Annotated in this window: 24 protein-coding genes; 11 read left to right on the plus strand and 13 right to left on the minus strand. The window is 69.8% G+C overall.

Annotated features, from left to right (window positions below):
* Nucleotides 1-37: 37 nt before the first annotated feature.
* From hydA to JOE48_RS18495, 3 genes are all read right to left on the minus strand, one after another.
* Entirely contained in the window at nt 38-1,465 is a 1,428-nt protein-coding gene (gene hydA / locus JOE48_RS18485) for a dihydropyrimidinase (protein WP_210031989.1), read from the minus strand.
* A gap of 101 nt (nt 1,466-1,566) precedes the next feature.
* Entirely contained in the window at nt 1,567-2,562 is a 996-nt protein-coding gene (locus JOE48_RS18490; RefSeq protein WP_210031991.1) for a GlxA family transcriptional regulator, read from the minus strand.
* The gene (locus tag JOE48_RS18495) at nt 2,559-3,119 is read right to left on the minus strand and encodes an isochorismatase family protein (RefSeq protein ID WP_210031993.1); all 561 of its coding nucleotides are present in this window, start codon (nt 3,117-3,119) and stop codon (nt 2,559-2,561) included. The genes JOE48_RS18490 and JOE48_RS18495 overlap by 4 nt, the downstream gene beginning before the upstream one ends.
* A 120-nt stretch (nt 3,120-3,239) precedes the next feature.
* On the opposite strand from JOE48_RS18495, the gene JOE48_RS18500 reads away from it, so the two are divergent.
* Nucleotides 3,240-3,953 carry an SIR2 family NAD-dependent protein deacylase gene (locus tag JOE48_RS18500; protein ID WP_210031994.1) on the plus strand — a complete coding sequence of 238 codons (714 nt, stop codon included), beginning with the start codon at nt 3,240-3,242 and terminating at the stop codon, nt 3,951-3,953.
* A gap of 218 nt (nt 3,954-4,171) precedes the next feature.
* Nucleotides 4,172-4,396 carry a hypothetical protein gene (locus JOE48_RS18505; RefSeq protein ID WP_147854742.1) on the plus strand — a complete coding sequence of 75 codons (225 nt, stop codon included), beginning with the start codon at nt 4,172-4,174 and terminating at the stop codon, nt 4,394-4,396.
* A gap of 625 nt (nt 4,397-5,021) precedes the next feature.
* Here JOE48_RS18505 and JOE48_RS18510 read toward each other — a convergent pair.
* The 7 genes from JOE48_RS18510 to ispG all read right to left on the minus strand — a co-directional run bounded on the left by JOE48_RS18510 (nt 5,022) and on the right by ispG (nt 13,781).
* Nucleotides 5,022-5,399, minus strand: coding sequence for a hypothetical protein (locus JOE48_RS18510; protein ID WP_210031995.1), 378 nt, complete (start codon nt 5,397-5,399; stop codon nt 5,022-5,024).
* A 74-nt stretch (nt 5,400-5,473) separates the two neighbouring features.
* Nucleotides 5,474-7,804 (minus strand): xanthine dehydrogenase family protein molybdopterin-binding subunit, encoded by a 2,331-nt coding sequence (locus tag JOE48_RS18515; protein WP_210031996.1) that lies wholly within the window; start codon nt 7,802-7,804, stop codon nt 5,474-5,476.
* Nucleotides 7,801-8,280 carry a (2Fe-2S)-binding protein gene (locus JOE48_RS18520; RefSeq protein ID WP_149311330.1) on the minus strand — a complete coding sequence of 160 codons (480 nt, stop codon included), beginning with the start codon at nt 8,278-8,280 and terminating at the stop codon, nt 7,801-7,803. Before JOE48_RS18520 ends, JOE48_RS18515 begins: the two co-directional genes overlap by 4 nt.
* Before the next feature lie 488 nt (nt 8,281-8,768).
* Nucleotides 8,769-8,999, minus strand: coding sequence for a hypothetical protein (locus tag JOE48_RS18525; protein WP_210031997.1), 231 nt, complete (start codon nt 8,997-8,999; stop codon nt 8,769-8,771).
* Between the two features lie 80 nt (nt 9,000-9,079).
* On the minus strand, nt 9,080-9,433 hold the full coding sequence (locus tag JOE48_RS18530; protein ID WP_409518640.1) for a DUF6968 family protein: 354 nt from the start codon (nt 9,431-9,433) through the stop codon (nt 9,080-9,082).
* A gap of 573 nt (nt 9,434-10,006) precedes the next feature.
* Nucleotides 10,007-12,025 (minus strand): potassium transporter Kup, encoded by a 2,019-nt coding sequence (locus tag JOE48_RS18535; RefSeq protein ID WP_210031999.1) that lies wholly within the window; start codon nt 12,023-12,025, stop codon nt 10,007-10,009.
* A 427-nt stretch (nt 12,026-12,452) separates the two neighbouring features.
* Nucleotides 12,453-13,781 carry a flavodoxin-dependent (E)-4-hydroxy-3-methylbut-2-enyl-diphosphate synthase gene (gene ispG, locus JOE48_RS18540; protein ID WP_210032000.1) on the minus strand — a complete coding sequence of 443 codons (1,329 nt, stop codon included), beginning with the start codon at nt 13,779-13,781 and terminating at the stop codon, nt 12,453-12,455.
* A 352-nt stretch (nt 13,782-14,133) separates the two neighbouring features.
* Between ispG and JOE48_RS18545 the strand changes: the two genes are divergently transcribed.
* The 9 genes from JOE48_RS18545 to deoA all read left to right on the plus strand — a co-directional run bounded on the left by JOE48_RS18545 (nt 14,134) and on the right by deoA (nt 22,740).
* Nucleotides 14,134-15,261 carry a patatin-like phospholipase family protein gene (locus JOE48_RS18545; RefSeq protein WP_210032002.1) on the plus strand — a complete coding sequence of 376 codons (1,128 nt, stop codon included), beginning with the start codon at nt 14,134-14,136 and terminating at the stop codon, nt 15,259-15,261.
* 267 nt (nt 15,262-15,528) lie between these two features.
* Complete coding sequence (locus JOE48_RS18550) at nt 15,529-17,178, plus strand: methyl-accepting chemotaxis protein (RefSeq protein ID WP_245252874.1); 1,650 nt, start codon at nt 15,529-15,531, stop codon at nt 17,176-17,178.
* Nucleotides 17,179-17,290: 112 nt separating this feature from the next.
* A complete protein-coding gene (locus tag JOE48_RS18555; RefSeq protein ID WP_210032005.1) occupies nt 17,291-17,845 on the plus strand; it encodes a glutathione peroxidase in 555 nt (184 codons plus the stop codon).
* 56 nt (nt 17,846-17,901) lie between these two features.
* Entirely contained in the window at nt 17,902-18,537 is a 636-nt protein-coding gene (locus JOE48_RS18560; protein WP_210032007.1) for a sigma-70 family RNA polymerase sigma factor, read from the plus strand.
* A 93-nt stretch (nt 18,538-18,630) separates the two neighbouring features.
* A complete protein-coding gene (locus JOE48_RS18565; protein ID WP_210032008.1) occupies nt 18,631-19,395 on the plus strand; it encodes an anti-sigma factor in 765 nt (254 codons plus the stop codon).
* A gap of 74 nt (nt 19,396-19,469) precedes the next feature.
* On the plus strand, nt 19,470-19,898 hold the full coding sequence (gene cdd, locus JOE48_RS18570) for a cytidine deaminase (RefSeq protein WP_210032009.1): 429 nt from the start codon (nt 19,470-19,472) through the stop codon (nt 19,896-19,898).
* Nucleotides 19,891-20,715: a purine-nucleoside phosphorylase gene (locus JOE48_RS18575; RefSeq protein WP_210032010.1), complete on the plus strand. Its 825-nt coding sequence runs from the start codon at nt 19,891-19,893 to the stop codon at nt 20,713-20,715. Before cdd ends, JOE48_RS18575 begins: the two co-directional genes overlap by 8 nt.
* Entirely contained in the window at nt 20,708-21,439 is a 732-nt protein-coding gene (gene deoC, locus JOE48_RS18580) for a deoxyribose-phosphate aldolase (protein WP_210032011.1), read from the plus strand. The genes JOE48_RS18575 and deoC overlap by 8 nt, the downstream gene beginning before the upstream one ends.
* Nucleotides 21,440-21,441: 2 nt before the next feature.
* Entirely contained in the window at nt 21,442-22,740 is a 1,299-nt protein-coding gene (gene deoA, locus JOE48_RS18585; RefSeq protein WP_210032012.1) for a thymidine phosphorylase, read from the plus strand.
* Between the two features lie 104 nt (nt 22,741-22,844).
* Here deoA and JOE48_RS18590 read toward each other — a convergent pair whose 3' ends face one another.
* The 3 genes from JOE48_RS18590 to dnaJ all read right to left on the minus strand — a co-directional run bounded on the left by JOE48_RS18590 (nt 22,845) and on the right by dnaJ (nt 25,440).
* Nucleotides 22,845-23,156, minus strand: coding sequence for a hypothetical protein (locus tag JOE48_RS18590; protein ID WP_210032013.1), 312 nt, complete (start codon nt 23,154-23,156; stop codon nt 22,845-22,847).
* 356 nt (nt 23,157-23,512) lie between these two features.
* Nucleotides 23,513-24,151: a class I SAM-dependent methyltransferase gene (locus tag JOE48_RS18595; RefSeq protein ID WP_210032015.1), complete on the minus strand. Its 639-nt coding sequence runs from the start codon at nt 24,149-24,151 to the stop codon at nt 23,513-23,515.
* A gap of 140 nt (nt 24,152-24,291) precedes the next feature.
* Nucleotides 24,292-25,440: a molecular chaperone DnaJ gene (gene dnaJ / locus JOE48_RS18600; protein ID WP_210032017.1), complete on the minus strand. Its 1,149-nt coding sequence runs from the start codon at nt 25,438-25,440 to the stop codon at nt 24,292-24,294.
* Between the last annotated feature and the right edge of the window lie 183 nt (nt 25,441-25,623).

A 25,623-nucleotide genomic window follows, 5' to 3' on the forward strand; every position in this document is an offset into this window, starting at 1 on the left:
CCCCGGGGATCAGGCAAGCGGCGGGCCAGCGCGGCCGTCAGGCATCCCGCCGCTCGGCCGGATCGACCGCCCGGTCGAGCACGCGCCCGCGCCCCGGCTCGGACAAGACCTTCCCATCCTCGGCGATCACCTCGCCCCCCGCGATGGTCATCACCGGCCAGCCGGTGACGTCGAAGCCTTCCCAGGGGGTGTAGTCGGAGCCGTGGTGGAGGATCTCCTGGCGGATGGTCTCGCGCCTGTTCGGATCCCATAGGGTCAGGTCGGCGTCGAAGCCCGGGGCGATCGAGCCCTTGCGCGGATACAGCCCGTACAGCTTCGCGTGGTTCGTGGCGGTCAGCGCGGCGAACTGGTTGAGGCTGATCCGCCCCTTCGAGACGCCCTCGGAGAAGAACACCGGCAGCCGCGTCTCGATGCCGGGGATGCCGTTCGGGATCCAGCGGAAGGAGGTTTTTCCGCGCGGGTTCAGCTTGCCCTGCGGGTCGTCGTAACGGAACGGGCAATGGTCGGACGAGACCACGTCGAAGATCCCGCGCCGGATCCCCGACCAGACCGCCTCCTGGCTCTCGACGTCCCGCGTCGGCGGCGAGCAGACGTATTTCGACCCCGCCATGGGGTCGTCCTGGCCGAGCCCCTTCATGTCCTCGGCCGTCAGCGTCAGGTATTGCGGGCAGGTCTCGGCCCGGATCTTCAGGCCCCGCGCCTGCCCCCAGGCGATCTGCTCGGTGGCCTCGCGGCCCGAGACGTGGACGATCACGATCGGCAGGTCGATCAGCTCGGCGTGGCTGATCGCCCGGTGGGCCGCCTCCCGTTCGACCACCTCGGGCCGCGACAGGGCGTGGCCGTAGGGTCTGGTCTCGCCCGCCCGCTCCAGTCGCTCGCTGAGGTAGCGGATCGCGTCGTAGCCCTCGGCGTGGACCATGACCCGGGCGCCCTGCCGCCGCGCGACGTGGAACACGTCGAGGAGCTGGCGGTCGTTCAACACGAGGTCGTCGTAGGTCATGAAGACCTTGAACGAGGTATAGCCGTCGGCGACCAAAGCCGGCAGCTCTTGGCCGAGCACCGCCTCGGTCGGGTCCGAGATGATCATGTGGATCGCCACGTCGACGTGGCACTGGCCCTCGGCCTTGGCCCGATAGGCGTCGACCGCCCCGCGCAGCGACGCGCCCCGGGGCTGGAGCGCGAAGGGCATCACGCAGGTGTTGCCGCCGGCCGCCGCCGCCCGGGTGGCGCTGGCGAAGTCGTCGGCCATGACGATGCCGGGGCCGGAATCCTGGGCGATGTGGACGTGGCTGTCGATGCCGCCGGGCAGGACCAGCAGGCCGGAGGCGTCGATCACCCGGGCGGCGTCGGCGATGCCCTCCGCCACCGCGACGATCCGGCCGCCGCGCACGCCGATATCGGCTCGCACGGTGTCGCCCGCCGTGACCACGGTGCCGCCGCGGATCGCGAGATCGAATTGGGGCATGCCGCTCATTCCTCCGCGCTGCCGGGCGCGTCTCGGGGGACGGATGCATGGTCCGCGCCGATTCGCGCTACGGGAAGGAGGTCATAGGCCTGCGACGGAATCTAGCGCGCCGCCGCAGCGCGGAGTCCGGACGGTGCCGCCGCGTGAAACTGGCGCCAGACGCGGCGCATGTGCCGGGCGGAGCCGAAGCCGGCCCGCTCGGCGACCTGCTCCAGGCCGAGATCGCTCTGCGCGATCAGGTCCCGGGCTAGCGCGACGCGGGACCGGTTGACCGCATCCGTCACCGTCATGCCGGCGTGGAGCCGGAACAGCCGCGCGAGGTTGCGCGGGCTCGCCCCCGCGACCCGGCCGAGGAGCGCCGGCGACCAGTCCCGGGCGGGATTGGCGGTGATCGCATCCTGGGCCCGGTGCACCACCGGATGCAGGTGGCTGCGCCCTTCGAGCCAGGGCGAGAGCTGGGGATCGTCGGGACCGCGCCGCATATACACGACGAGCGTCCGGGCCACGGCGACCGCCGTCGCCGGACCGGCCCATTCGGCCACGAGGTGCAGCATCAAGTCGATGCCGGCGGTGACTCCGGCGCTGCTGAGCCGGTCGCGGTCCTGCACGAACAGCCGGTTCTCCCGGACCTGGGCGCGGGGCGCCGCCGTCCGCAGGCGGTCGCAGCTGGCATGGTGGGTGGTGCAGGCGTAGCCGTCGAGGAGCCCGGCCCGCGCCGCCAGCAGGGCGCCCTCACACACGGTCACCACGCTATGGCCCGGCCGGATCACACCGCGCAGCCACGCGACGATCTCGGCTTCGGCGGTTGCATCCTCCGCCCAGTCCGGCGCGCCGCCGAGCACCCCCGTCGCGGAGCCCGGAAGGAGCACGACCGTCCCGTCGGCCACCGTCTCCGGCAGCGGCCCGGCACCACCCAGGTCGAGCCCGATCGAGCAGCGGGTGAGCCCCCGCGGTGCCGCGTAGGCCACCGCGAAGCCGACGCGGTCCTGGACGGTGCCGGCGATCCGCAGCACCTCCAGCGGGCCGGCGAGGTCGAGCAGCAGCGCGCGCGGCGGCAGGACCACGAGGACCGCGATGCGCCGCCCTGCCTCGCTCATGCGGCGACCGGCAGGTCCGGGCCGGCCAGCGCCTGGTCCACCGAGGCGATCCGGGCGAACCGGTCGGTCAGAACGAGCTCGGTGCGGGCCTTGATGTCGTCTGCGCTGAAGCGGCGGCCGTCCGGATGGGTCATCGCGAAGGTCAGGGTGGCCTCCGTCACGTAGTCGACCTGCCATCCGCTGTCGGAGGCGTGGCGGGCCGTGGTCTCGCAGCACTGCTCGGTCCGGATGCCCGACACGATCAGCCGGCGGATGCCGTGCCGCGTCAGCCAGTCCGACAGGCCGGTCTCGACCAGGGCGCTGTGCCGGCGCTTGTGGAAGGTGGCCGTCGGCGCGATCACGACCGGCTCGAGGGTGCGGACATGGCCGGAGGCGCGGGAGAACGGGCCGCTCTCGGCCGTGTGGAAGACCTGCAGGATCGGGATCTGCCGCGCGGCGGCGCCGTCGATGAGCGCCTGCAGGCGCTCGGTGAAGGGCGGGACATCGGCGTCGTTCCAGAAGGAGCGGTGCCGGAAGGATTCCTGGACATCGATGATCAGCAGCGCAACATCGGACATTTCGTGTCTCCCGCTCGGTGAAGCGAGCTGCAGCATCCACCGGCCAGACGTGGCGGAAAAGAAACCGCGCCGCCAACCAGCGGACATATCCGGCCAAATTCCGGCGCGCAGGAGCAGCCTATGACGGGACGTCCCAAGACCCTCTTCGTGCTGACCGGGGCCGGCGTCTCGGCCGAGAGCGGGCTCGGCACGTTCCGGGACCGCGGCGGGATCTGGGCGCGGTTCGACCCGATGAAGCTCGCCACCCCGGAGGCCTACGCGGCCGACCCCGGTACGGTGCTCGACTTCTACGACCATCGCCGTCGCGGCGTGGTCGCGGCCGAGCCGAACGCCGCCCACGTCGCCTTGGCGCGCGCCGAGGCCCGGCTCGCCGCGCAGGGCGGGCGGCTGTTCCTGTGCACGCAGAACGTCGACGACCTGCACGAGCGGTCGGGCTCGCGCGCCGTCACCCATATGCACGGCGAGCTGCTCAAGGCCCGCTGCTGCGCCTGCGGTGTGGTCACCCCGTGGCGCACCGACCTGACCCGGGCGGACAGCTGCCCCGCCTGCGGCACGCCGGGCCGGATGCGGCCGGACGTGGTTTGGTTCGGCGAGATGCCGATGCACCTCGACGCGATCGAGGCGGCGCTGGCCGAGGCCGACCTTTTCGTGGCGGTGGGCACGTCGGGGGCGGTCTACCCGGCCGCAGGTTACGTGCGGCAGGCCCGGGCCCTCGGCATCCCGACCTGCGAAATCAACTTGGAGCCGTCGGACAACGCCGATGCCTTCGACGCGGCGCGCTACGGACCGGCGAGCGAGGCGCTGCCGCGCTATCTGGCCGATCTTGGTCTGTAACGAGCCAAACGCCGGCAAGCGCCTGGGAAGACTGGGTTTTTGATCCAGGGATCGGCTGCTGCGGGCGCGCCGCAAGGCCCTGGCGCCTGCGAATCACGTCCGTGCGAGCTGTCAAGAACTGTTCGGACAGTTGCCCACCGGTTACAATGGCCAAGCTTGGGCTCGGCGTCGCGGCCCTCCCGAGCGTTCGTTGAAGCCACAAGGGGAAGCTACGACCCATGCAGCACTTCACCGTAACCGACCGCGAGCGTGACACCGTCCTGGCGGCTTTGCGCTATTACCAGTTCTACCGGATGCAGGGGCATCCGTTCGACCCCCGTCAGGATCACCTGATCGACACCATCGCCGGCCGGGCCGGCGATGCGCTGGACCTGGCCGAGATCGACGATCTCTGCGCCGGCCTGAACGGCAACCCGCACGCGCTCGCCGCCGCGGCCGCCTGAGCCTCCCTCCGGGGCGGCCGCCGCCGTCCCCGGCTGCCCCGCCGCCGGCCCTGGGATGAGGCCGGAGGACGGGCCGCCTCCGAGATGAGCGGGCCACCGCCGCCGGAGCCGAGCTGTCCTCACAGGGGCCGTGCTTCGCGCCCGACCGACACTTCGCCGACGCGCAGCCGGGATGATCCATGGCGCGTCGGCGCGACGGGCGGGGCCATGCGGTGGCCCCCCCCCGAAAGGCCGGTTTCGCAGGACGTCGAAACCTGGCCTGCCGGACGCGCGACGGCCGCAGGGCCGGGCCTTCCGAGAGCGCCGAGGCCGAAGATGCGGTCGGGTTCGGCAGGGATCCGCCGCGGCGTCCGAGAGCGTCACCACCGCGCGGGTCGTCTCGGTGGACGTGGCTTGGACGCGGTGTCCGAACTTTCTGCGCGGCAGGCGAGACTGCTCTGGTCCTAGCTCTCACGAAGAAGACGGTGGAGATATGCCACGCGCCTTCCCTCTCCCGCAGAGGGGTGAGGGATACGTTGCCGACCGCGCGCTTCCTCCAACAGGTACGTGCGGATGTGCAGGCTCTCTCGAGAAATCGGGCCTACGCCCCTTACCGCAGGGAAAAACCCGGTCGGCTACCGAGACCTCATGGCGCCTTCTTCAGCTGCTGCTCGGAACGGGTGAGCGCCGCCTCGCAGCCCTGCGCGTCGCCCTTCGAGTCCGCCGTGCGGGCCTCCTCCAGGGCGACCTTCGCCTGCTGGGCGGCATCCGCCCCCTGGCCGGCCTGGGCCGACTTCTCGGGCGGCGCCTCCGGAGATTCGTTCGCCCGCTGCCCCTCCGTGCCGGTCAGGCCTTCGCCACCGCGCTTGGCGGCGTTGCCCTGGCCGCTGGTATTGGCGGAGATCGATTGGGTCAGCTCGGACTGGACGCGCTTCGAGACGCTGTCGATCCGGTCGCCGCACGGTGAGGCGAGGGCGGGGGCCGCCGTCAGGATCAGGCAGGCTGTCAGGGCGGGACGCATCATCGGATCGGGTACTTTCCAAAAACTTGGGGCCGCGGGTTCCCCCGCGGCCCCAACGTCTCGCGACGGGTGACGGTTCAGGCGCTCAGCTGATCGCGGATGGGCAATTGCCGGACCCGGCGACCGGTGGCCGCGAAGATCGCGTTGGCGATCGCCGGCGCCACCGGCGGCACGCCGGGCTCGCCGACGCCGCCGAGCGGCCCGTCCCAGTTGCCGCTTGGCACGAGGTGCACACGGACCATTTTCGGAGCGGCGTCGATCCGGAGGACCTCGTAGCCGTCGAAGTTGTTCTGCACCGCCCGACCCTGCTTGAAGGTGATCTCGGAGGTGAGGGCGAGCCCCATCCCCATGACCACCGCGCCCTCCATCTGCGAACGGATGCGCTCCGGGTTGACCTGCGGCCCGCAATCGACCGCGATGTCGATCGCCTTCACCTTCACCTGACCCTTGTCGTCGACCTCCACCTCGGCCGCCACCGCCGTGTAGGTGACGAAGCTGTAGTGGCCGGCGACGCCGAGGCCGGTGCCCTTGGGCATCTCGCGACCCCAGCCCGCGCCCTTGGCGGCCGCCTCGATCACGCCGCGCAGGCGGCCGGTCTCGATCGGGTAGCGCTTCGGGTCCTCACCGTAATTCCAGACGTCGCCGATCTCGGTCGGGTCGATCTTGCGATCGGGGCCGATGAGCTCGAGCAGGTACTCCTTCGGCTCGCGGCCGGCGGCGTGCGCCAGCTCCGACACGAAGGACTGGATCGCGAAGGCGTGCGGGATGTTCGACACCGAGCGGAACCAGCCGACGCGGACATGGGCGGCGGCCTCGGGGTTCTCCAGCCGCATGTTCGGGATGTTGAGCGGCGTGTTGACCAGCCCCATCCCGAGCTCGAACGGCAGCTCGTGCTTCGGGTCGGGCGCGAAGATCGAGCCGATCGTCGGCGCCACCGAGCGGTGCAGCCACGCCACCGGCATGCCCTTCTCGTCGAGGCCGGCCTCCAGGTGCTCCACCGAGATGGTGTGGTAGAAGCCGTGGTGCAGGTCGTCCTCGCGGGTCCAGGCGAGCTTCACCGGCGCGCCGCCGACCGCCTGGGAGCACAGCGCCGCCTCGACCACGTAGTCGGGCTTGGACTTTCGCCCGAACCCGCCGCCGAGCAGCGTGACGTTCACCTTGACCTTGTCGTCGGGCAGATTGAGCGCCTTCATCAGCCGGTCGTTGGCCGCCTGCGGACCCTGGACGCAGGCCCAGGCCTCGCAATACCCGTCCTTCACGCGGGCCACGGCCGCCGGGGGCTCCATCGGCGCCTGGGCGAGGTGGGGCACGAAGTACTCGGCCTGGACCTTGGTCTTGGCCTTGGCCAGGGCGCCGTCGACGTCGCCCTGCGTCCGCACGACCTTGCCGGGCTTGCGGGCTGCGGCCTCCAGCTCCTTGCGGAACGCGTCGGTGTCGTAGCCGGCGTTCGGGCCGTCATCCCAGGTGATCTTGAGCGCGTCGCGCGCCTTCAGGGCCGCCCAGGTATTCTTGGCGACCACCGCCACGCCGCCGAGCGGCATGAACTCGGACGGGATCTCGCCGCCGTCGATCTTGAAGATCTTCACGACGCCCGGGACCTTCTTGGCCTCGGCGTCGTCGAAGGACTTCACCTTGCCGCCGTAGACGGCCGGGCGGGCGACCACCGCGTACAGCATCCCGTCGAGCTTGGTGTCGAGGCCGTAGATCGCCTTGCCGGTGGTGATGTCGAAATTGTCGATCAGCCCGACCTTGCCGGTGCCGATGTAGCGGAAGTCCTTCGGGTCCTTCAGCTTCACGTCGGTGGGGACGGGCAGCTCGGCCGCCGCCTGGGCCACCGCGCCGTAGCCGAGGGTCCGGCCCGACTTGGCGTGCGTCAGCGTGTGGTTGACGGCCGTCACCTCCGTGGCCGGCACGCCCCACTGCTTGGCAGCAGCCTGGATCAGCATCAGCCGCGCGGCGGCGCCCGCGTGGCGGAAGTGCTGGAAGAAGTGGCGGGTCGAGCGCGAGCCGTCGGTGTCCTGGTTGCCGAAGCGGGTCTCGTCGCCCCAGGCCTGGACCACCTTCACCTTCGACCAGTCGGCCTCCAGTTCGTCGGCGACCGTGAAGGCCACCGAGGTGCGGATGCCCTGGCCCATGTCGGAGCGGTGGTTGGTCACCGTGACGGTGCCGTCCGGCGCGATGGCGACGAAGACCTTCGGGTCGTCGCGCCAGCCATGCGGCATGCCGTCGGCGCCGAATTTCTGCTGCTTCTGCTCCTCGGTCTGGGTCTCGTCGGCCCGGGCCGGGCGCAGCGAGAGGGCCAGAACCAGGGCGCCGGCGCCGCCGAGGATGCCGCGGCGGCTGACATTGTCGAGGGCCGGCTTGGTGCCGGCGGCGAGCTCGGCGGTGAGCTTGGCGTCGTGAATCACAGGCGCTCTCCCTTGCTGGCGGGTGCCGTCTGGCCGGCGGCCTGATGGATCGCGGTGCGGATGCGCGGGTAGGTGCCGCAGCGGCAGATGTTGCCGCTCATCGTGTCGTCGATGTCCTGGTCGGTGGGCTTGGGCGTGTCCTTGAGGAGGGCCGCGGCCTGCATGATCTGGCCGCACTGGCAGAAGCCGCACTGGGCGACGTTCTGGTCGCGCCACGCCACCTGCACGGGGTGGTTGCCGTCCGGCGACAGCCCCTCGATGGTGACGACCTCCTGGCCGGCGGCCGCCGAGACCGGGGTGATGCAGGCGCGGGTCGCCGCGCCGCCGAGATGGATCGTGCAGGCTCCGCAGAGCGAGACGCCGCAGCCGAACTTGGTGCCGGTGAGCCCGAGCTCGTCCCGCAGGTACCACAGCAGCGGCATGTCGGGGTCGCCGTCGAAGCTGCGCGCAGCCCCGTTCACGGTGAGTTTGATCATCGATGCGTCCTGTCTGGCGGCGCCGGAGCGGCGTTCAGTCGGGTCCGAGCCGGGCCGGGGGCCGATGCCGGCTTAGCCGGCTCACGTCGGCCGGTGCCATGTCGCGACCGGGCCAACGCTCAAGCTCAGAAGAATAACTATTCTAAGTCGGTCCTCGGGCCGGGCGCAACGCAGGGATGGGGTTGGTCATCCTGCCTCGGCCGCGCCTGGGACATGGCGCGTGCGGCGGCGCACATGAGGTTGATCGCGTAACGGCGTTTCGTCCGGGTCCGTCACCGCATGGGTTCATGAAGCGCGGAGCCCTTTCCCGGGCGCATGGCGGGTCAGCGGAATGCGACCCGGGACCCAGCACAAGACAGCGCGCAGCGTCCTTCCAGATCAACTTCGGCCGCTTGCGCGGCGCGTTCTCGTGCTGGATCCCGGATCAGGTCCCGCTTCGCGCCACCTCTCCGGGAAAGGGGACGGTGCGTGGCCGTCTCCACAAGTATTCACGGAGCGCAAGGGCTCTCCCGCATCGCATCGTAGATCCCCCGCGACAGAGGCTCCCGGGCGGTGTCGCCGAGCGTGATCCCATGCTGTGCGCGCAACCGGGCCGCGATCTCCCGCGGCGTCTCACCCCGGTGCCTGCGCTCGATCGCCTCGGCGATGCCGACGGCTGCCAGGGCGGCGAGCCGGCGCGTCCGTGCGTCGGCTTCGGGATTGTTGACGTTGATCGGCATCCGGGTTCGCCTTCGATGCGCCGTGTAGATAATCCCGGCGTCGATCTACATCAGCGGTTGGCGCCACACCGTTACCGGCGTCACCCTTCGAAGGTCTTATCCGCGCCAACCAGGAGATAGCGGCCGTTCTTCGGGATAGGAAAGCCGTATCCATCGCCCGGCTTCTCGAACACTAAGATGCCAGCCTTGTGATAAGCGCTGCCGTAAAGTTCAATGCCGATTTTCTGCAGTGTTAGATGAATAGCTTGCACAGAATTCACGCCGGCGCCAAAACTATCGCGTACGGCATCTGGCCACCCGATCGTGTAGCGGCAGATCCACATGCCTTCGGAAAATTTCGGAGCGCTTATAGATATCTTGCACTCCTTAGTGTCCGTGCCAGCTTGGATTGAGAGTGATCGCTCTGCAATAATGATGATCTCACCATTAAAAATTCAATGGAGGGATTGGGTGGCCGTTCTCGCATGCGACCGGGCGGGCCATTGCTTGTGCATAGCAAGGCCGAAGGCTAGTAAATTTGCAAACAATCAAATCGCGCAGACTCATGTCTGCGTATTCTTCTAGTGCCTTGACGCAGCGTAGAGTTGTTGCTTAAATCAGTTTTTGTAACATCTATTTCTTGAGTGTTTCCGTCTTTTATCCCTCGCCCCGCGCCAGTTTGATGAGCGGGAATGCGGGGTTGATTGGGGTCGTACTCCTTTATCTGTAGCGCAATTCTGAGTTTATCGACGACGTACTGAAGATGGTCCAGTTCTGCGCGCCATGCAGCAATGACACTGTCGATAGCAGGGCCGGTCCGCATTACGTCCTCCTAATGGCCCAAGCAGATATAGGCTTTTTGTCAGAAAAGCAGTAAAAAAGACTATGCACGATCGCACGCGGACGGCAGCTTTCCCAGACGAGTGTTCACCATTTAAATCGGCAATAAATAGTCTGTCGGAATAGAGGATATGGTTTGCAGTATTGAGAATTGATTCGAGCGTGACAACTCAATCCGCATCCATTTTTTATACCGTCACCTGCGTCCCCACCTCCACCACCCGCCCGGTCGGGATCTGGAAGAAATCCGTCGCGTCGTTGGCGTTCTTGGCGAGCGTGATGAAGATCCGGTCCTGCCAGAGCGGCATGTTCGAATGCGCCGCCGGCCGGATCGAGCGGCGGGACAGGAAGAACGAGGTCGCCATGATGTCGAACTTGAAGCCCTGGCGGCGCAGCAGCACCAGCGTCTTCGGGATGTTCGGCGTCTCCATGTAGCCGAACTTCATCACGACCTTGTAGAAATGCGGGCCCACCGGCTCGATCCGGACCTTGTCGGCCTCGTTGGACCGCGGCGTGTCCACCGTCTCGACGGTGAGGATCACGTTCTTCTCGTGCAGCACCTTGTTGTGCTTGAGGTTGTGCAGGAGCGCCGCCGGGGCGATCTCGGGGTCGCTCGTCAGGAACACCGCGGTGCCGCGGACGTGGTGGGGAGGGCTCTTCTCCAGCATGCCCACCAGCTCCACGAGCGGCACGTCGGTCTTGCGGGTCTTGTTGAACAGGATCGTGACCCCGCGCACCCAGGTCCACATCAGGATGATGAGGCCGCCGGCGAGCAGCAGCGGCACGTAGCCACCCTCCACCACCTTGATCAGGTTCGAGAGCAGGAACAGGAATTCGAGGATGATGAAGGGCAGCATCACCGCGGCGGCCGCCACCGGTGACCAGCCCCACATCCGCCAGATCACCAGGAAGGTCATGGAGGCGGTGAGCAGCATCGTGCCGGTCACCGCGATGCCGTAGGCCGAGGCCAGCGACGAGGAGGTCTTGAACAGCACCGCCAGCAGCACGACGCCGATCATCAGCAAGCCGTTGATCTGCGGCAGGTAGATCTGGCCGGCATGCGATTCGGAGGTGTGGCGGATCTCAAGCCGCGGCAGCAGGCCGAGCTGGATCGCCTGCCGGGACAGCGAGAAGGCGCCGGTAATCACCGCCTGGCTCGCCACCACGGTGGCGAGCGTGGCCAGCACCACCATCGGCAGCAGGCCCCAGACCGGGACCAGCTGGAAGAACGGATCGGCCGTGTCGGGCTTCTCCAGCACCAGGGCCGCTTGCCCGAGATAGTTGAGGGCGAGGGCCGGGAAGACGAGGCAGACCCAGGCGACCTGGATCGGCTTGCGGCCGAAATGCCCGAGATCGGCGAACAGGGCTTCGGCGCCGGTCACCGCCAGGAACACCGCGCCCAGCGCTACCAACGCCCCGCTGCCGTGGCCGAGCAGGTAATGCACCGCGTACCAGGGGTTGACCGCTCGGAACACCTCCGGGTGCAGGCCGATATGCGGCAGGGCCGCGAGCGCCATGGCGACGAACCACACCACGGTCATTGGCCCGAAGAAGGCCGCGACCTTGGCGGTGCCGCGATTCTGCACGAGGAACAGCGCGACGATGATCGTCACGGTGATCGGCAGCACGTAGTCGTTCAGGGCCGGGGTGACGAGCTTCAGCCCCTCCACGGCCGAGAGCACAGAGATCGCCGGGGTGATGACCGCGTCGCCGTAGAACAGCGAGGCGCCGAGCAGGCCCAGAATGAACACGATGCGCGAGCCGCCGAGCGCCTTGCGGGCCAGCGCCATCAGCGAAAGGATGCCGCCCTCGCCGTTGTTGTCCATGCGCAGCAGGATCGTGACGTACTTGATCGTCACGATCATGAAGAGGGCCCAGAGGATCAGCGAGACGGTGCCGATCACCTCCTCGGGCAGCAGGATGCCGTCGGTGCGGGCCGGGACCAGAGCCTCGCGGAACGCGTAAAGCGGGCTCGTGCCGATATCGCCGTAGACGACCCCGACGGAGCCGACCAGCAGCGTCCAGAAGCCGGCATGGCCGTGGCGCGTCTCGGCCTTTTCGGGGGCATCGAGCGAGCCGGAGGGCACCGGCCCCTGCGTCGGCGCCGGGCTGTCGGCGCCGTTCGAGGCCGGGCCTGGGTCGCGCGCGGCGTCGGGCGCTGCGGGCGCGGGCTGGGCTGCTACGCCGGGTGCGAAGGTTTGGCTCATGCGGATGTCGGAAGCTCGGGCGTGGCCGGCGCTTCGCGGTTCGGCTCAGGGGCCAATCGGGGCCGGGCAGAAAACGCGAAGACTCCGCCGAACCGCGCGGGCCGGCCACCGGGCCGACCTTTCACGGGATCGTGGCGCGTTGCTACCACGGTCGCGGGCAGGCGGAAACCGTGTGCATCTGCGAAGAGCGCGGGGCTGGGTCTCGGCGCGGGGACCGGGCTATAAACATTAATTCGGCGCGTCAGGCCCAGACCTGGCCGCCGCCCCGTCATCCCGGGGCCGCGGAGGGGAGCCCGGGATCCGGAGCCGCCGACGCGCTCAGACTTTGCACCACCAGCGGTTCTGGTTTCCGGGCTCACCTGCGGCGCCCTGAATGACGGTGCGGGAGACTGGTCCTCCGCCGGTCGAAGGAGACCCGCCCCGCGCCTCACTCGGCAGCGGTTCGCGTCCCGCCCTGCTGGCCGAATCGGCGCTGGATGTAGTCGATCACGATCGTCTCGAAATCCTTGGCCAGGGTCGGGCCGCGCAGCGTCATCGCCTTCTTGCCGTCGATGAAGACCGGTGCGGTCGGGGTCTCGCCGGTCCCGGGCAGCGAGATACCGATATCGGCGTGCTTCGATTCGCCCGGGCCGTTCACGATGCAGCCCATCACGGCGACGTTCAGCCCCTCGACGCCCGGATAGGTCTTCTTCCACTCCGGCATCGACGTGACGATCCAGTTCTGGATGTCGCGGGCGAGTTCCTGGAACGTCGTCGAGGTCGTGCGGCCGCAGCCCGGGCAGGCCGCCACCATCGGCACGAAGGTGCGGAACCCCATCGTCTGCAGGAGTTCCTGGCTGGCCTTCACCTCGACGCTCCGGTCGCCGCCGGGTTCGGGGGTAAGGGAATAGCGGATCGTGTCGCCGATCCCCTCCTGCAGGAGCACACCGATGGCGGCCGAGGCGGCGACCAGGCCCTTCGAGCCCATGCCGGCCTCGGTCAGGCCGAGATGGATCGCGTAATCCGAGCGGCGCGCCACCTCGCGGTAGACGGCAATAAGGTCCTGAACGGCCGAGACCTTGGCCGAGAGGATGATCTTGTTCTGCGGCAGGCCGAGCTCCACGGCCCGGTCCGCCGAGCCGATCGCCGAGCGGACCATCGCCTCGCGCATCACCGCGCGGGCATCGATCGGGCGCGGCAGCTTGGCGTTCTCGTCCATCAGGTGGGTGAGCAGCTCGCCGTCGAGGGAGCCCCAGTTGGCGCCGATCCGCACGGTCTTGTTGTGCTTGATCGCCTGCTCGATGATCGCCGAGAACTGCGTGTCCTTCTTGTCCTTGAAGCCGACGTTGCCGGGGTTGATCCGGTACTTGGCCAGCGCCTCGGCGCAGGCCGGATGGTCGGCGAGCAGCTTGTGGCCGATGTAGTGGAAGTCGCCCACCAGCGGCACGTGGACCCCGATCCGGTCGAGGCGCTCGCGGATCTTCGGCACTGCGGCGGCCGCCTCGTCGCGATCGACGGTGATGCGGACCAGCTCCGAGCCGACCCGGGCGAGCTGGGCGACCTGCGCCACGGTGGCGTCGATATCGGCCGTGTCGGTGTTGGTCATCGACTGGACGACGATCGGGGCGCCGCCGCCGACCGTGACCGCGCCGTCGCCCTCGCCGACCGTGACGCCGACCGTGCGGTGGCGCGGGGCGGGACCTGCGACCTCCGGTCCGCCACCGGCCAGCGGGTTGTCGGCGGGGATTTCGGAACGGGTGGCTTCCATGACTTCCATCGTGGACCTTCGCGTGCGCGTCTCGCGGGCCGTGGGAGCCCTGATGGCTGCCAGACCGGTCCGGGGACGCGCCTCGCCGGGACTTCGGGGCTGCCTTGGGTTAGCTGCGGACGACCCGGCGCCGCGTCAAGCCGGCGCCGCGCAGGACAGCATCGCGCATGACAGCATCGCCGCTGTCATGTCGTATCCGGGCGCCGATGTCGAGTTTGCCCGGGATCCCGCGAGGTTTTCGTCGGCACCTGTTGCCGATTCGCGCGAGGCTGGCCCGGGCCGGGCTTCGGTCCGCAACGCTGATGCGCGGTTGATGCTGCAGTGCAGCATCCCATCTTCAGTCCTGTTCGAGGAGACCATCATGAGCGAGCAGTCCGGCGAATTCGCGCCGCAGAACCCCGCGACGGCCGTGCCCGAGGCTCCGGTCTCGGACGGGATCGAAGCCGTCTCCGCGCAGCCGGCCGGTCCGGCTCTGGCCGGACCTCTGGCCGAGAAACCGGTCTCCCTGGCGCTGCAGGGTGGCGGCGCGCATGGCGCGTTCACCTGGGGCGTGCTCGACGCCCTGATCGAGGACGGGCGCCTCGCCTTCGAGGCGGTGACCGGGGCGAGCGCGGGCGCGATGAACGCCGTCGTTCTGGTGGATGGCTGGCTCAAGGGCGGCCCGGACGGGGCCCGCGAGGGGCTGGAGCGGTTCTGGCGCGAGGTCAGCCTCGACGGCGATCTCGGGCCGGCCCAGCGCCATTTCGTGGGCGGCCTGTTCAACTTGTGGAAGGGCAATCCGGTGGCCGAGTTCTGGGCCAAGATGCTGGCGCCCAGCCCCTACGTGTCGAACCCGCTCAACATCAACCCGCTGCGCAAGGCCCTGGCCGAGCAGGTCGATTTCGAGCGCCTGCGCGCGGCCGAGACTGCCGGCCTGTTCGTCTCCGCCACCAACGTCTGGACCGGCAAGCTCGCGGTGTTCGAGCGGGAGCGCCTGACCGTCGATCACCTGATGGCGTCGGCGTGCCTGCCCACCGTCTTCCAGGCGGTGGAGATCGACGGCGTGCCGTACTGGGATGGCGGCTATCTCGGCAATCCACCCCTCTACCCGCTCCATCGCGGCGCCCAGACCCGCGACATCCTGCTCGTGCAGATCAATCCCGTGGAGCGGCGTGAGACGCCGCGCACCGAGAGTGAGATCCGCGACCGGCTCAACGAGATCACCTTCAACGCCAACTTGATGCGGGAATTGCGGGCCATCGACTTCCTCGACGGGCTGATCGAGGAGGGGACGCTCGGCCAGGGGCAATACCGTCGGGTCCTGGTCCACCGCATCGACGGCACCGACGCGCTGGAGGCGTACAACGCGGCGTCCAAGCTCGACGCGCGGTGGACCGTGTTCAAGCGCCTCCGCGACAAGGGACGGGCCGCCGCGCAGGCTTGGCTCGCCGAGAATTACGCGCGGGTCGGCCGGGACTGCACCGTCGATCTGCAGCAGGCGTACCAATAAAGATGCATATCTCGGCATCAGTTCGCAAATTGCGTGATTAAAAATCGACTATCTTGTGCGTTTAGCGGCGATAAAATAAGCGAAAACTTGATTTCGATCTCGATTTATTCTGGCGGTTGTGCGTGCAGGCGGCGGCTTTTTGAGGAGACCGCTTGATTTTTACAGCAATCATCTCCTTGGTCCTCGCGGAATGGTTGCCCGGTCGGGTTGCCATCGTGCGGGCGAGAGCGGATCATGGGCATTCGACTGGTCAAACTCAGGATCAGCATGAAAATCGCGCTGATCATGGCGGTGATGCTGGCGATCACGGTCGGCGTGTCGGTGATCTCCCTCAGGAACGTCGACCAGATCGAGGCGACCGAGGCTTGGACGGTCCACACCCATGAAGTTCTCTCCGAGATCGGCCGGATGACCACCGCGATGATCGACCGTGAAACGGGGCTGCGCGGCTATCTGATCGCCGCCGATCCTCGCTTCCTCGAGCCCGACGCGGCCGGCCGGAAGACCTTCGCGGCGGCTTGGGAGGCGGCTCGGGATCTGACCATGCGCAACGCGCAGCAGCAGGCGAGGCTCGCGGAGCTGAAATTGCTGGCCGAGGCTTGGAGCCGGAACGTCGCGGATCGCGAGATTGTCCTGATGAAGGATCCGGCAACGCGGGACGAGGCACGGCGCATCGAGAGCTCGGGGGCCGGAAAGGGGGCGATGGACGGCCTGCGCGCAAAGGCGGCTGAGCTGACGAAGGCCGAGCAGGACCTCCTCAAGGTCCGTACCGCGGGCTCGATGGCGGCCATCGCGTCGTCGCGCACCGCCAGTCTCGGGTTGATGGTGTTCGCGGCCTTGGCCGGGCTGGCGCTCCTGCAGCTGAGCATAGCCCGTCCGATCCGCGCGATAACGGGCGCAATGACCCGGCTGGCCGCGGACGAGCTTTCGGTGGCCGTGCCAGGTGTCGGACGCGGCGACGAGATCGGCGCGATGGCCGAGGCCGTGCAGGTCTTCCGCGACGGGCTTGCCCGGGCCAAGGACCTGGAGTCGAAGACGGCGGAGGCGCGGGCGGCGCTGGAGGCCCAGCGCAAGGCGGCGATGCGTGAGATGGCCGACGGCTTCGAGGCGGCGGTCGGCGGCGTCGTGCGCGCCGTCTCCGCGGCTGCGACCGAGCTGCAATCCACCGCCGAGACCATGAGCGTGGCCGCAGCCGAGACCGCACGGCAATCGACCGCCGTGGCCTCGGCGGCCGAACAGGCGGCCTCGAACGTCAACACGGTGGCGGCGGCGGCCGAGGAACTCGGCACCACGGTCGCGGAGATCGGCCGTCAGGTGCAGAGTTCGGCGGACTTCGCCGGTGCAGCCGTCGCGGAGGCGGGAAAGTCCGCCGACCTCATGCGGACGCTGCGCGCTGGCGCCGCCCGGATCGGCGACGTGATCGGTCTGATCTCGGGCATCGCGGCGCAGACCAACCTGCTGGCGCTCAATGCCACGATCGAGGCGGCACGGGCCGGCGAGGCGGGACGCGGCTTCGCGGTGGTGGCGAGCGAGGTCAAGGAACTGGCGGGCCAGACCGCCAGAGCCACCGAGGAGGTCGCCAAGCAGATCGGCGAGATCCAGTCCTGGACCGGAGACGCGTCGGACGCGATCGCAGTCGTGGTCGGCCGCATCAACGAGATCAGCGGGCAGGCTGGCGGGATTGCCGCAGCGATCGAGCAGCAAGGCTCGGCGACCCAGGAGATCGTCCGGAATGTTGGGCAGGCGGCGCTTGGGACCGGGGAGGTCACGGGCAGCATCGCGGGCGTGGCCCGCGCGGCCGAGGGCGCCGGCGCGGCCGCGGCGCAGGTCCTGGACTCGGCCTCTGGACTCACGAACCAGGCCCGAAAGCTCGACTCGGAGATGCGCCGGTTCATCGACTCGATCCGGGCGGCCTGAGGCGCGGCCGGCGCCTGCGACGAATCGACATCACGGAGGGACGAAACCCCACGCGGTCCGGCACGTTCCGGCGTCGGGCGCGCGGGCGCTCGCCGGGAACGAGGCTGCCGTCATGACATTGCTGCGCCGGGAGGCCCTGATCCTGATTGGCGCCGGGCTTGCCGGCGGCGCCCATGCCGCCGATGGGCCGCGAGCGACGGATTTCGGTTTCGATACACCGGAGGGCGGCCCGATGCCTCTCTCGGCCTATGCTGGCCGACCGATCCTCGTGGTCAACACGGCGACGGCCTGCGGCTATGCCGGGCAGCTCGCCGGCCTTCAGACGCTGTGGACCCGCTTCGGCGACCGGGGATTGATGGTCATCGGTGTGCCCTCGCCGGATTTCGGCAATCAGGAGCCCCTGGACGGTCCGGCCATCGCGGAGGCCGCCCGGAAGAACCACGGCGTCACCTTCCCGCTGACCGCCAAGACCCGCGTGCGGATGCCGGGCGCCCACCCGTTCTACCGTTGGGCCGCAGCCGAACGCCCGGCCGAGACGCCCCGCTGGAACTTCCACAAGTACCTGATCGCCCGCGACGGCAGCCTCGCGGCAGCCTTCGCCACGCAGGTCGAGCCCACCGATCCGCGCGTGATTTCGGGGATCGCCGCCACCCTCGACCAGGCCTGAGCTCAGCCGTGCGCGCGCGAAGGGATTAAACGTCCGCGTGTCCGCGTTCACACCCTATGGCATCGGATAAGAACAAGCGTCCCGACCTTCTCGATCTGCTCGTGCCGCTGCGGCGCTACGCGCGGTCGCTCACCCGCGACACGTTGCGGGCCGACGACCTCGTGCACGACACCCTGGTGCGCGCCCTGGAGATGCAGGGCACGCTGCGCCCGAACACGAACCTGCGCACCTGGATGATGACGGTGCTGCACAACGCCTTCATCGACGAGCAGCGCCGCAGGCAGGTCGAGGCGCGCCACGCCGACACGCTGGTCCGGATGTCCGACGACATGGCGCCGCCGGCCCAGGAGGGCCGGGTCCGTCTCGCCCAGATCCGGCAGGCCTTTCTCACCCTGCCCGAGGAGCAGCGCGCCGCCCTGCACCTCGTGACCCTGGAGGGGATGGCCTATGCCGACGCGGCCGCCGTGCTGGGCATTCCGATCGGCACGCTGATGTCCCGCCTCGGCCGCGGCCGGGCGGCGCTGCGGGCCTTCGAGGAGGGCGCGCGGACCGACCCGGCCGCCGGTGAGGCAGGGTCCGGCCGATCCCCCGAGACACGGCGCGGGCCACCGTCGGCGCTGCGGCTCGTCGTGTCGGACGAGCCGCAGCGCCGCTCGGTCTGGCCGCTCCGGCGCGCCGTCGGTGAGGTCTGAGGATGGACCGGCACCGCGCGCGGTGCCGGCACGATAGCACGATTGCGGCCGGCGGATCGCCCTCCGGGCTACGCTGGATTCGAGGACTTCACGATGATTGATCCGATCACAGACGACGATCTCATCGCCTTCGTCGACGGGCAGATCGACCCGATGCGCCGCCTTGAGGTCGAGGCGCATCTGGCGGCCGATCCCGCGGCCGCGGCCCGCGTGATGGCCGAGATGCACGACCGCGACGCCCTGCGGGCCTGTTTCGAGCGTGTGCCGGGACCCGGGCCCGACCGGACCGTCGCCTTGGCGCGCCGCTTCGACCGGAACCTGCGCTGGCGCCGGGTCGCCTCGCGCCTGAAGCGGGCCGCCGCCATCGTGGTGCTCGTCGGCGCCGGATGGCTCGCCCACGACGAGATCGGCCGGTTCGGCGTGCCCGATACCCTGGCGGCGACTCCGGATCCGACGCTGCTGTCGGATGCCCGGCAGGCCCGCGCGGTGGCACAGCTGCGCAAGAGCATCGCCGGGCAGGGCGACGGCCCGGTCTACGACCGGGCGCGCCTCCGCACCGTCACGGGCATCGACCTGCCGGCCCTTCCGGACGGCTGGCATGTGCGCGACATCCAGATCTTCCCCGCCCGGCACGGCACCGGCATCGAGATCGCCCTCGACGCCGCGACCTTCGGCGAGGCGTCGCTGTTCGCCACCCGCGGGATCCGCGGCGGCCCGGCGACGCTCACCGGCTCGGACGACGGCGACGTCGTCTCGTGGAATGCCGGCGACACCGCCTACGCCCTCAGCGGCCCGCGGGACGACGCGGACCTGCGTCAGGCCGCAAGCCTCCTCGGGGCCGGCGCGGCGATCCGCTGAGCCCGCTCTGACCAGACCCTGCCCCCCCGGCAGGGCCCTCGACAGGGCGCCCCGGCGGGTGCCAAAGATCGGCCATGCAGGCCGTCGGTTCAGGACACGAGGATGACGGGCTCGCCGCCCTGTTCGCGGCGGCCCGGTCTGTGCGCGAACGGGCGCACGCCCCCTATTCCCGCTTCCGGGTCGGCGCCGCGCTCCGAGACGAGTTCGGCGCGATCCATGCCGGCTGCAACGTCGAGAACGCCGCCTATCCGGTCGGCACCTGTGCGGAGGCGGGGGCGATCGCCGCCATGATTGCTGCCGGCGGCCGGCGGGTCACGGCGATCCTGGTCTGCGGCGACGGCGCCGGCCTCGTGACGCCCTGCGGTGCCTGCCGCCAGCGCATCCGCGAATTCGCCTTGCCGGACACGCCGATCCACGCGGCCGGCTCGGAGGGCATCCTCCGCAGCTTCACGCTGGCGGAGCTTCTGCCCGAATCCTTCGGTCCGGAGACGTTGGGTGAGTGAGGCGGCTGCCCTCGACACGCTGCGCGCCGCCGGCTTCGCGGGACCTTACGCCTGCGCGGTGGTGACCGGGACCGGCCTCGGCGGCATCGCGGCCGCCCTCGAGGACGCGACCGCCATCGACTATGCGGCGATCCCCGGCTTTCCGGGGCCGGGCGTCAGCGGCCACGGGGGCCGGCTGCACCGCGGCACCCTGGCGGGACGGCCCGTCCTGGTGTTCGAGGGGCGGGCCCATGCCTACGAGCACGGCGATCCGGCGGTGATGCGGGTGCCGCTCGCCTGCGCCCGGCAGCTCGGTGCCCGACGCCTGCTGCTCACCAACGCCTCCGGTTCGCTACGGCCCGAGACCGGCCCCGGCAGCCTCGTGCTGCTCGCCGACCACATCAATCTCTCCGGCCTGAATCCGCTGATCGGTGAGGCCAGCGACGCCCGCTTCGTGCCGATGACCGAAGCCTATGATCCGGACCTCCGGGCGCGGCTCCGCGCGGCGGCCGCGGCCTGCGGTGTGCCCCTGGGGGAGGGCGTCTACGCGTGGTTCTCCGGCCCGAGCTTCGAGACGCCCGCGGAGGTCCGTATGGCGGGTATCCTCGGGGCCGATTGCGTCGGCATGTCCACGGTGCCCGAGGTCATCCTCGCCCGCTTCCTCGATCTGCCGGTGGCGGCTGTCTCGGTGGTGACGAACCTCGCGGCCGGGATTGCCGGGGGCGCGCCGCACCACGCGGAGACGAAGGCGGTGGCAGCCCGCGCCGCGGCGGATCTGGGACGCCTGGTCCGGGCCTTCGTGGCCGGCCTGCCCGACGGAGACGTGTCCGATGACTGATCCCGAAGCCGGCGCGGTCGCCCGCCGGGCGCTGCCGCTCCTCGACCTCACCGATCTCGGCGAGACCTGCACCGAGACCAAGATCGACGCCCTCTGCCGGGACGCGAAAAGCGGCGGCGTGGCGGCGATCTGCGTCTGGCCCCGCTTCGTCGAGCAGGGCGCGCGAGCGCTCGCGGGCACCGGGATCCGTGTCGCCACGGTGATCAATTTCCCGGCCGGCGGCGAGGATTGCGCCCGCGCCACCGACGACACCGCCGAGGCCCTGCGCGACGGGGCGAACGAGATCGACCTGGTCCTGCCTTACCGCGCCCTGCTGCGGGGCGACACGGCTCTCGCCCGCGACATGGTGGAGGCCGTGCGCGACACCTGCGGCTCGGCGATCCTCAAGGTGATCCTCGAGACGGGCGAGCTCGCCGACCCGACGCGGATCCGGGAAGCCAGCCGGCTCGCCCTGGAGGCAGGTGCCGACTTCCTCAAGACCTCCACGGGCAAGAGCCCGGTCTCGGCGACTCCGGACGCCGCCGAGGCGATGCTCACGGAGATCCGCGCGAGCGGCCGACCGGCGGGCCTCAAGGTCTCCGGCGGCCTGCGCAGCGTCGCCGACGCCGCGACCTACATGGCCCTGGCCGATCGGGTCATGGGGCCGGGCTGGATAACCCAGAAGACCTTCCGGCTCGGGGCGAGCAGCCTGTTCGGGGCGCTGATGCAGGCGCGGGAGCTCTGAGGGTGCGGCTCCCCCAGGAGACGATCCGCGCCAAGCGGGACGGCCAGTCCCTCGATCCCGAGGAGATCCGCGCCTTCGTCCAGGGCCTGACCGACGGCGCGGTCGGCGAGGGACAGGCCGCGGCCTTCGCGATGGCAGTGTTCTTTCGCGGGCTGGCGCTGCCGGAGCGGGTGGCGCTGACCCGGGCCATGGCGGAGTCGGGCCGCGTCCTCACCTGGACCCTGCCCGGTCCGGTGCTGGACAAGCATTCCACCGGCGGGATCGGCGACACGGTGAGCCTGCCGCTCGCCGCCATGGTGGCGGCCTGCGGCGGCTACGTGCCGATGATCTCCGGACGGGGGCTCGGCCATACCGGCGGGACGCTGGACAAGCTCGGCAGCATTCCGGGCTATGACGCAACGCCGGGCCTCGACGCGTTCCGGCGGGTTGTCGCAGATGTCGGCTGTGCGATCATCGGGCAGACGGCCGACCTCGCCCCGGCCGACCGGCGCCTCTACGCGATCCGCGACGTGACCGGCACGGTGGAATCCCTCGACCTGATCACCGCGTCGATCCTGTCGAAGAAGCTCGCCGCGGGCCTCGACGGGCTGGTGATGGACGTCAAGCAGGGCTCCGGCGCGTTCATGGAGAGCCTGCCCGCGGCGCGGGCGCTGGCCGAGAGCATCGTCACGGTGGCCGGAGGCGCGGGCCTGCGCACCACCGCGCTGATCACCGACATGGATGCGCCGCTGGCCAGCGCCGCCGGCAACGCCGTCGAGGTCGCCTACGCGATCGATTATCTGACGGGCCAGCGCCGCGAGCCGCGCTTCCACGCGGTTACGCTGGCGCTCGGGGCCGAGATGCTTGTGGCCGGCGGTCTGGCGCTGGATCGGGACGCCGCCGCGGGGCGGCTGGAGCAGGCACTCGCCTCGGGCCGGGCGGCCGAACGCTTTGCCCGCATGGTCGCGGCCCTCGGCGGGCCGAGCGACCTTCTGGAAAAGCCGGCCCGATCGCTGTCCGAGGCGCCGGTGCAGCGGCCGGTCCATCAGAACGGAACCGTCGCGGCGGTCGCGACGCGGGCGCTCGGCCTCGCGGTGATCGAACTCGGCGGCGGACGCACCCGGCCGGCGGATCCCATCGACCCACGGGTCGGCTTCACGGAGCTCGCCGCTCCCGGCGCGTCCGGCGGCCTGCTCGGGATCGTCCACTCGGCCGACGCGGCCGCGGCCGATCGGGCGGAGGCCGCCCTGCGGGCCGCCTATCGGATGGGGGATATGCCGGCGGAACGGCCGGCCGTCATCGAGCGGGTGAGCGCCGGCTAGCGTCCGGCCCGTCGAGCGGACGCACCCGGGCGGGAGCCGGGCGCGGCTGCGGTGTCCTGGAAAGGCGCGCCCCCGCTCACGGGGAATGCGCGCACCTCATGGGCTTACCAGCGGCCGTGGCCGTGGCGATGGCCCCAGCCGCCGTGATGGTGACGCGGGCCGAAACCATGGTGGCGCCAGCCGTAATGGTGCCCCCGACCCCAGCCGCCGTGATGGCGCGGGCCGTAACCGTGATGACCCCAGCCGCCGTGGCGGTGGCCGTAGCCATGACCGTACTGGACAGTCTGGATTTCGCCGGAGCCCTGCTGCAATCCTGCATCGCGGCTCAGAGGCGCGGCCATGGCCGGCGCCGCGAGAGCAAGGCCGCCGAAGGCCAGCGCTGCCGCCAGGCGGGTGCGTGCGGTCTTGGTGAACATCGAGGTCCTCCTGTTCCACGCCGGGCGCGTTCGCGCGTCCGGCCATGTCGCAGGTGTGAACCCTTCCAGTTGACGCCAACGTGAGCTGCTCGCTCAGGCCGTGTTCAGCTCGGCCCGGCCGTCGCCTCCGAAACGTCTAGACTACTCTGCGGTCGGGAGCCTCGGTGGCGCACGGGTCCCCACGCGGTCATCCCGGGGCCGCGCAGCGGAGCCTGGAATCCAGACCCGCCGACGCGCCAGGATTTGCCATACGCAGTGCGTCTGGCTTCCGGGCTCGCCTGCGGCGCCCCGGAATCACGGGGTCGTCGATCACTGCCGTCTGGAAAAACGTCGCTGGAGCGGTGACCGTGATCAGCTCAGGGCCGGCGGTAGACCCAGACCCGAGCCGGCGGCAGGTTCAGCCAGACCCGGTTCGAGCGGTCGGCGGTATAGCTGCCGGCCTCGCAGCGGGCCGGGATCGGCGGCACCACCGCGTAGGTGAACTGCACGAACGGCGCGCCCGGCTGCATCAGGTCGTGGGCGGTGTTGAGCAGATCGAGCCGCTGCTCCAGCGGCTTGGTGAACAGAGGCAGGCTGGAGATCGTCGCGGCGGCCGGCTCATTGAGCACGGCCTTGAGGCTCGCGCGCATGTCGTAGGCATCGCCGCGGATCACCGTGACGCCGGGGAACCGGTGCGTCAGCAGGCGGCAGAAATCGGGATTGAACTCGACGAGGATCAGCCGCTCCGGCGCGACGCCGCGCCGGATCAGCGCCTCGGTCACCGGGCCGGTGCCGGGCCCGAGTTCGACGACGGGGCCTTCCCGCCGCGGATCCACATAGGATGCCATGGTCCGGGCGAGCATCTTGCCCGAGGGTGTCACGGCGCCCGTCACCAGCGGCCGCTCGAACCAGGAGCGGAGGAAGCGGGCCTCGTCCTCCAAGGGGTCGCGCCGCGGCCCGAAAATCGCGCTCCTGGCGGCAGGAGCCTTCGCGTTGGGACGGCGGAGCGGCGGCAAGTCCTGGATTCCTTGATGCCGGATGAGAATGAAAGGCTAACGGCCGGCGCTGTCTTACAGTCAAGCCGGGACGGCGCCTAGGGTACGCAGGCCACGCCGGCAGCATGCATAACAGGTCTTCCCGGGTTTGGGATCCAACCTCACGGACGGACGGCGCCGCCGAAGAAGTCCCGCACCTTCGAGAAGAAGCCCGCGGATTCGGGATGGTTCTCCGGGAGGGCCGACTGGTCGAACTCCTGGAGCAGCTCGCGCTGGCGCTTGGTCAGGTTCTGCGGGGTCTCGACGAACACCTGGATGTAGAGGTCGCCGACCTCGCGCGAGCGGAGCACCGGCATGCCCTTGCCCTTGATGCGGAACTGCTTGGCGGTCTGCGTGCCCGCGGGGACGCGCACCTGGGTCTGCGAGCCGTCGATCACCGGCACGGTGATCTCGCCCGACAGTGCGGCGGTGACCATCGAGATCGGCACCCGGCAGAACAGGTCCGCGCCGTCGCGCTGGAAGAACTCGTGCTGCTTGATCGACAGGAAGACGTAGAGATCGCCTGCCGGCCCGCCGCGCAGGCCGCTCTCGCCTTCTCCGGCGAGCCGGATCCGCAACCCGTCATCGACGCCCGCCGGCACGTTGATCGAGAGCGTGCGCTCACGGTTCACCCGGCCCGCGCCCTGACAGGTGGTGCAGGGATCGTCGACGATCTCGCCGCGGCCGTGGCAGTTCGGGCAGGTGCGCTCGATGGCGAAGAAGCCCTGTGCGGCCCGGACGCGCCCGTAGCCCGCGCAGGTCGGGCAGGTCCGCGGCTTCGAGCCGGGCTTGGCGCCGGAGCCGTCGCAGGCCTCGCAGGTCACCGAGGTCGGAATCTTGATGGTCTCGGCCTTGCCGGCGAAGGCTTCCTCCAGGGTTATCTCGAGGTTGTAGCGCAGGTCGGCCCCGCGCTCGCGGCCCGGCGCGCCGCCGCGCCCCCGTGCGCCGCCGGCGGCACCACGGCCGTCACCGAAGAAATTGTCGAAGATATCCGACATGAAGTCGCCGAACTCGTTTCCGAATCCGGGTCCGCCCGCGCCGCCCTGGCTGAAAGCCGCGTGGCCGAACCGATCGTAGGCGGAGCGCTTCTGGCCGTCGGAGAGGCATTGATACGCCTCGTTGATTTCCTTGAACTTGATCTCGGCGTCCTTGTCGCCGGGATTGCGGTCGGGATGATAGGTCATCGCGAGCTTGCGGAAGGCGACCTTCATCTCGCTTTCCGTGGCGGTCTTGGTGACCCCCAGGATCTCGTAATAGTCCCGCTTCGACATCCCGCCCTCAGGTGCCTTTCCGTCGGCCCGAACTCCGGATCGCGACGCTTCTACTATCGCTCCGTCATTCCGGGGCGCCTGAGGCGAGACCGGAATCCAGAAGCGCCGACGGTACAGACCTTCGATCGGTCGGCGGATCTCAATTCCGGGCTCCGCTTCGCGTCCCCGGAATGACAGAGCCTT

It is taken from the genome of Methylobacterium sp. PvR107 (assembly GCF_017833295.1).
GTDB lineage: Bacteria > Pseudomonadota > Alphaproteobacteria > Rhizobiales > Beijerinckiaceae > Methylobacterium.

Bases quoted from the DNA above. Each gene is read 5' to 3' on its own strand.
- JOE48_RS18560 (WP_210032007.1), top strand. From the start codon at position 17,902: ATGGCATCGGATAAGAACAAGCGTCCCGACCTTCTCGATCTGCTCGTG.
- deoC (WP_210032011.1), top strand. From the start codon at position 20,708: ATGACTGATCCCGAAGCCGGCGCGGTCGCCCGCCGGGCGCTGCCGCTC.
- JOE48_RS18495 (WP_210031993.1), bottom strand. From the start codon at position 3,119: ATGTCCGATGTTGCGCTGCTGATCATCGATGTCCAGGAATCCTTCCGG.
- JOE48_RS18500 (WP_210031994.1), top strand. From the start codon at position 3,240: ATGACGGGACGTCCCAAGACCCTCTTCGTGCTGACCGGGGCCGGCGTC.
- JOE48_RS18535 (WP_210031999.1), bottom strand. From the start codon at position 12,025: ATGAGCCAAACCTTCGCACCCGGCGTAGCAGCCCAGCCCGCGCCCGCA.
- ispG (WP_210032000.1), bottom strand. From the start codon at position 13,781: ATGGAAGTCATGGAAGCCACCCGTTCCGAAATCCCCGCCGACAACCCG.
- JOE48_RS18550 (WP_245252874.1), top strand. From the start codon at position 15,529: ATGAAAATCGCGCTGATCATGGCGGTGATGCTGGCGATCACGGTCGGC.
- dnaJ (WP_210032017.1), bottom strand. From the start codon at position 25,440: ATGTCGAAGCGGGACTATTACGAGATCCTGGGGGTCACCAAGACCGCC.
- hydA (WP_210031989.1), bottom strand. From the start codon at position 1,465: ATGCCCCAATTCGATCTCGCGATCCGCGGCGGCACCGTGGTCACGGCG.
- JOE48_RS18545 (WP_210032002.1), top strand. From the start codon at position 14,134: ATGAGCGAGCAGTCCGGCGAATTCGCGCCGCAGAACCCCGCGACGGCC.
- cdd (WP_210032009.1), top strand. From the start codon at position 19,470: ATGCAGGCCGTCGGTTCAGGACACGAGGATGACGGGCTCGCCGCCCTG.
- JOE48_RS18505 (WP_147854742.1), top strand. From the start codon at position 4,172: ATGCAGCACTTCACCGTAACCGACCGCGAGCGTGACACCGTCCTGGCG.
- JOE48_RS18590 (WP_210032013.1), bottom strand. From the start codon at position 23,156: ATGTTCACCAAGACCGCACGCACCCGCCTGGCGGCAGCGCTGGCCTTC.
- JOE48_RS18565 (WP_210032008.1), top strand. From the start codon at position 18,631: ATGATTGATCCGATCACAGACGACGATCTCATCGCCTTCGTCGACGGG.
- JOE48_RS18520 (WP_149311330.1), bottom strand. From the start codon at position 8,280: ATGATCAAACTCACCGTGAACGGGGCTGCGCGCAGCTTCGACGGCGAC.
- JOE48_RS18490 (WP_210031991.1), bottom strand. From the start codon at position 2,562: ATGAGCGAGGCAGGGCGGCGCATCGCGGTCCTCGTGGTCCTGCCGCCG.
- JOE48_RS18510 (WP_210031995.1), bottom strand. From the start codon at position 5,399: ATGATGCGTCCCGCCCTGACAGCCTGCCTGATCCTGACGGCGGCCCCC.
- JOE48_RS18555 (WP_210032005.1), top strand. From the start codon at position 17,291: ATGACATTGCTGCGCCGGGAGGCCCTGATCCTGATTGGCGCCGGGCTT.
- JOE48_RS18525 (WP_210031997.1), bottom strand. From the start codon at position 8,999: ATGCCGATCAACGTCAACAATCCCGAAGCCGACGCACGGACGCGCCGG.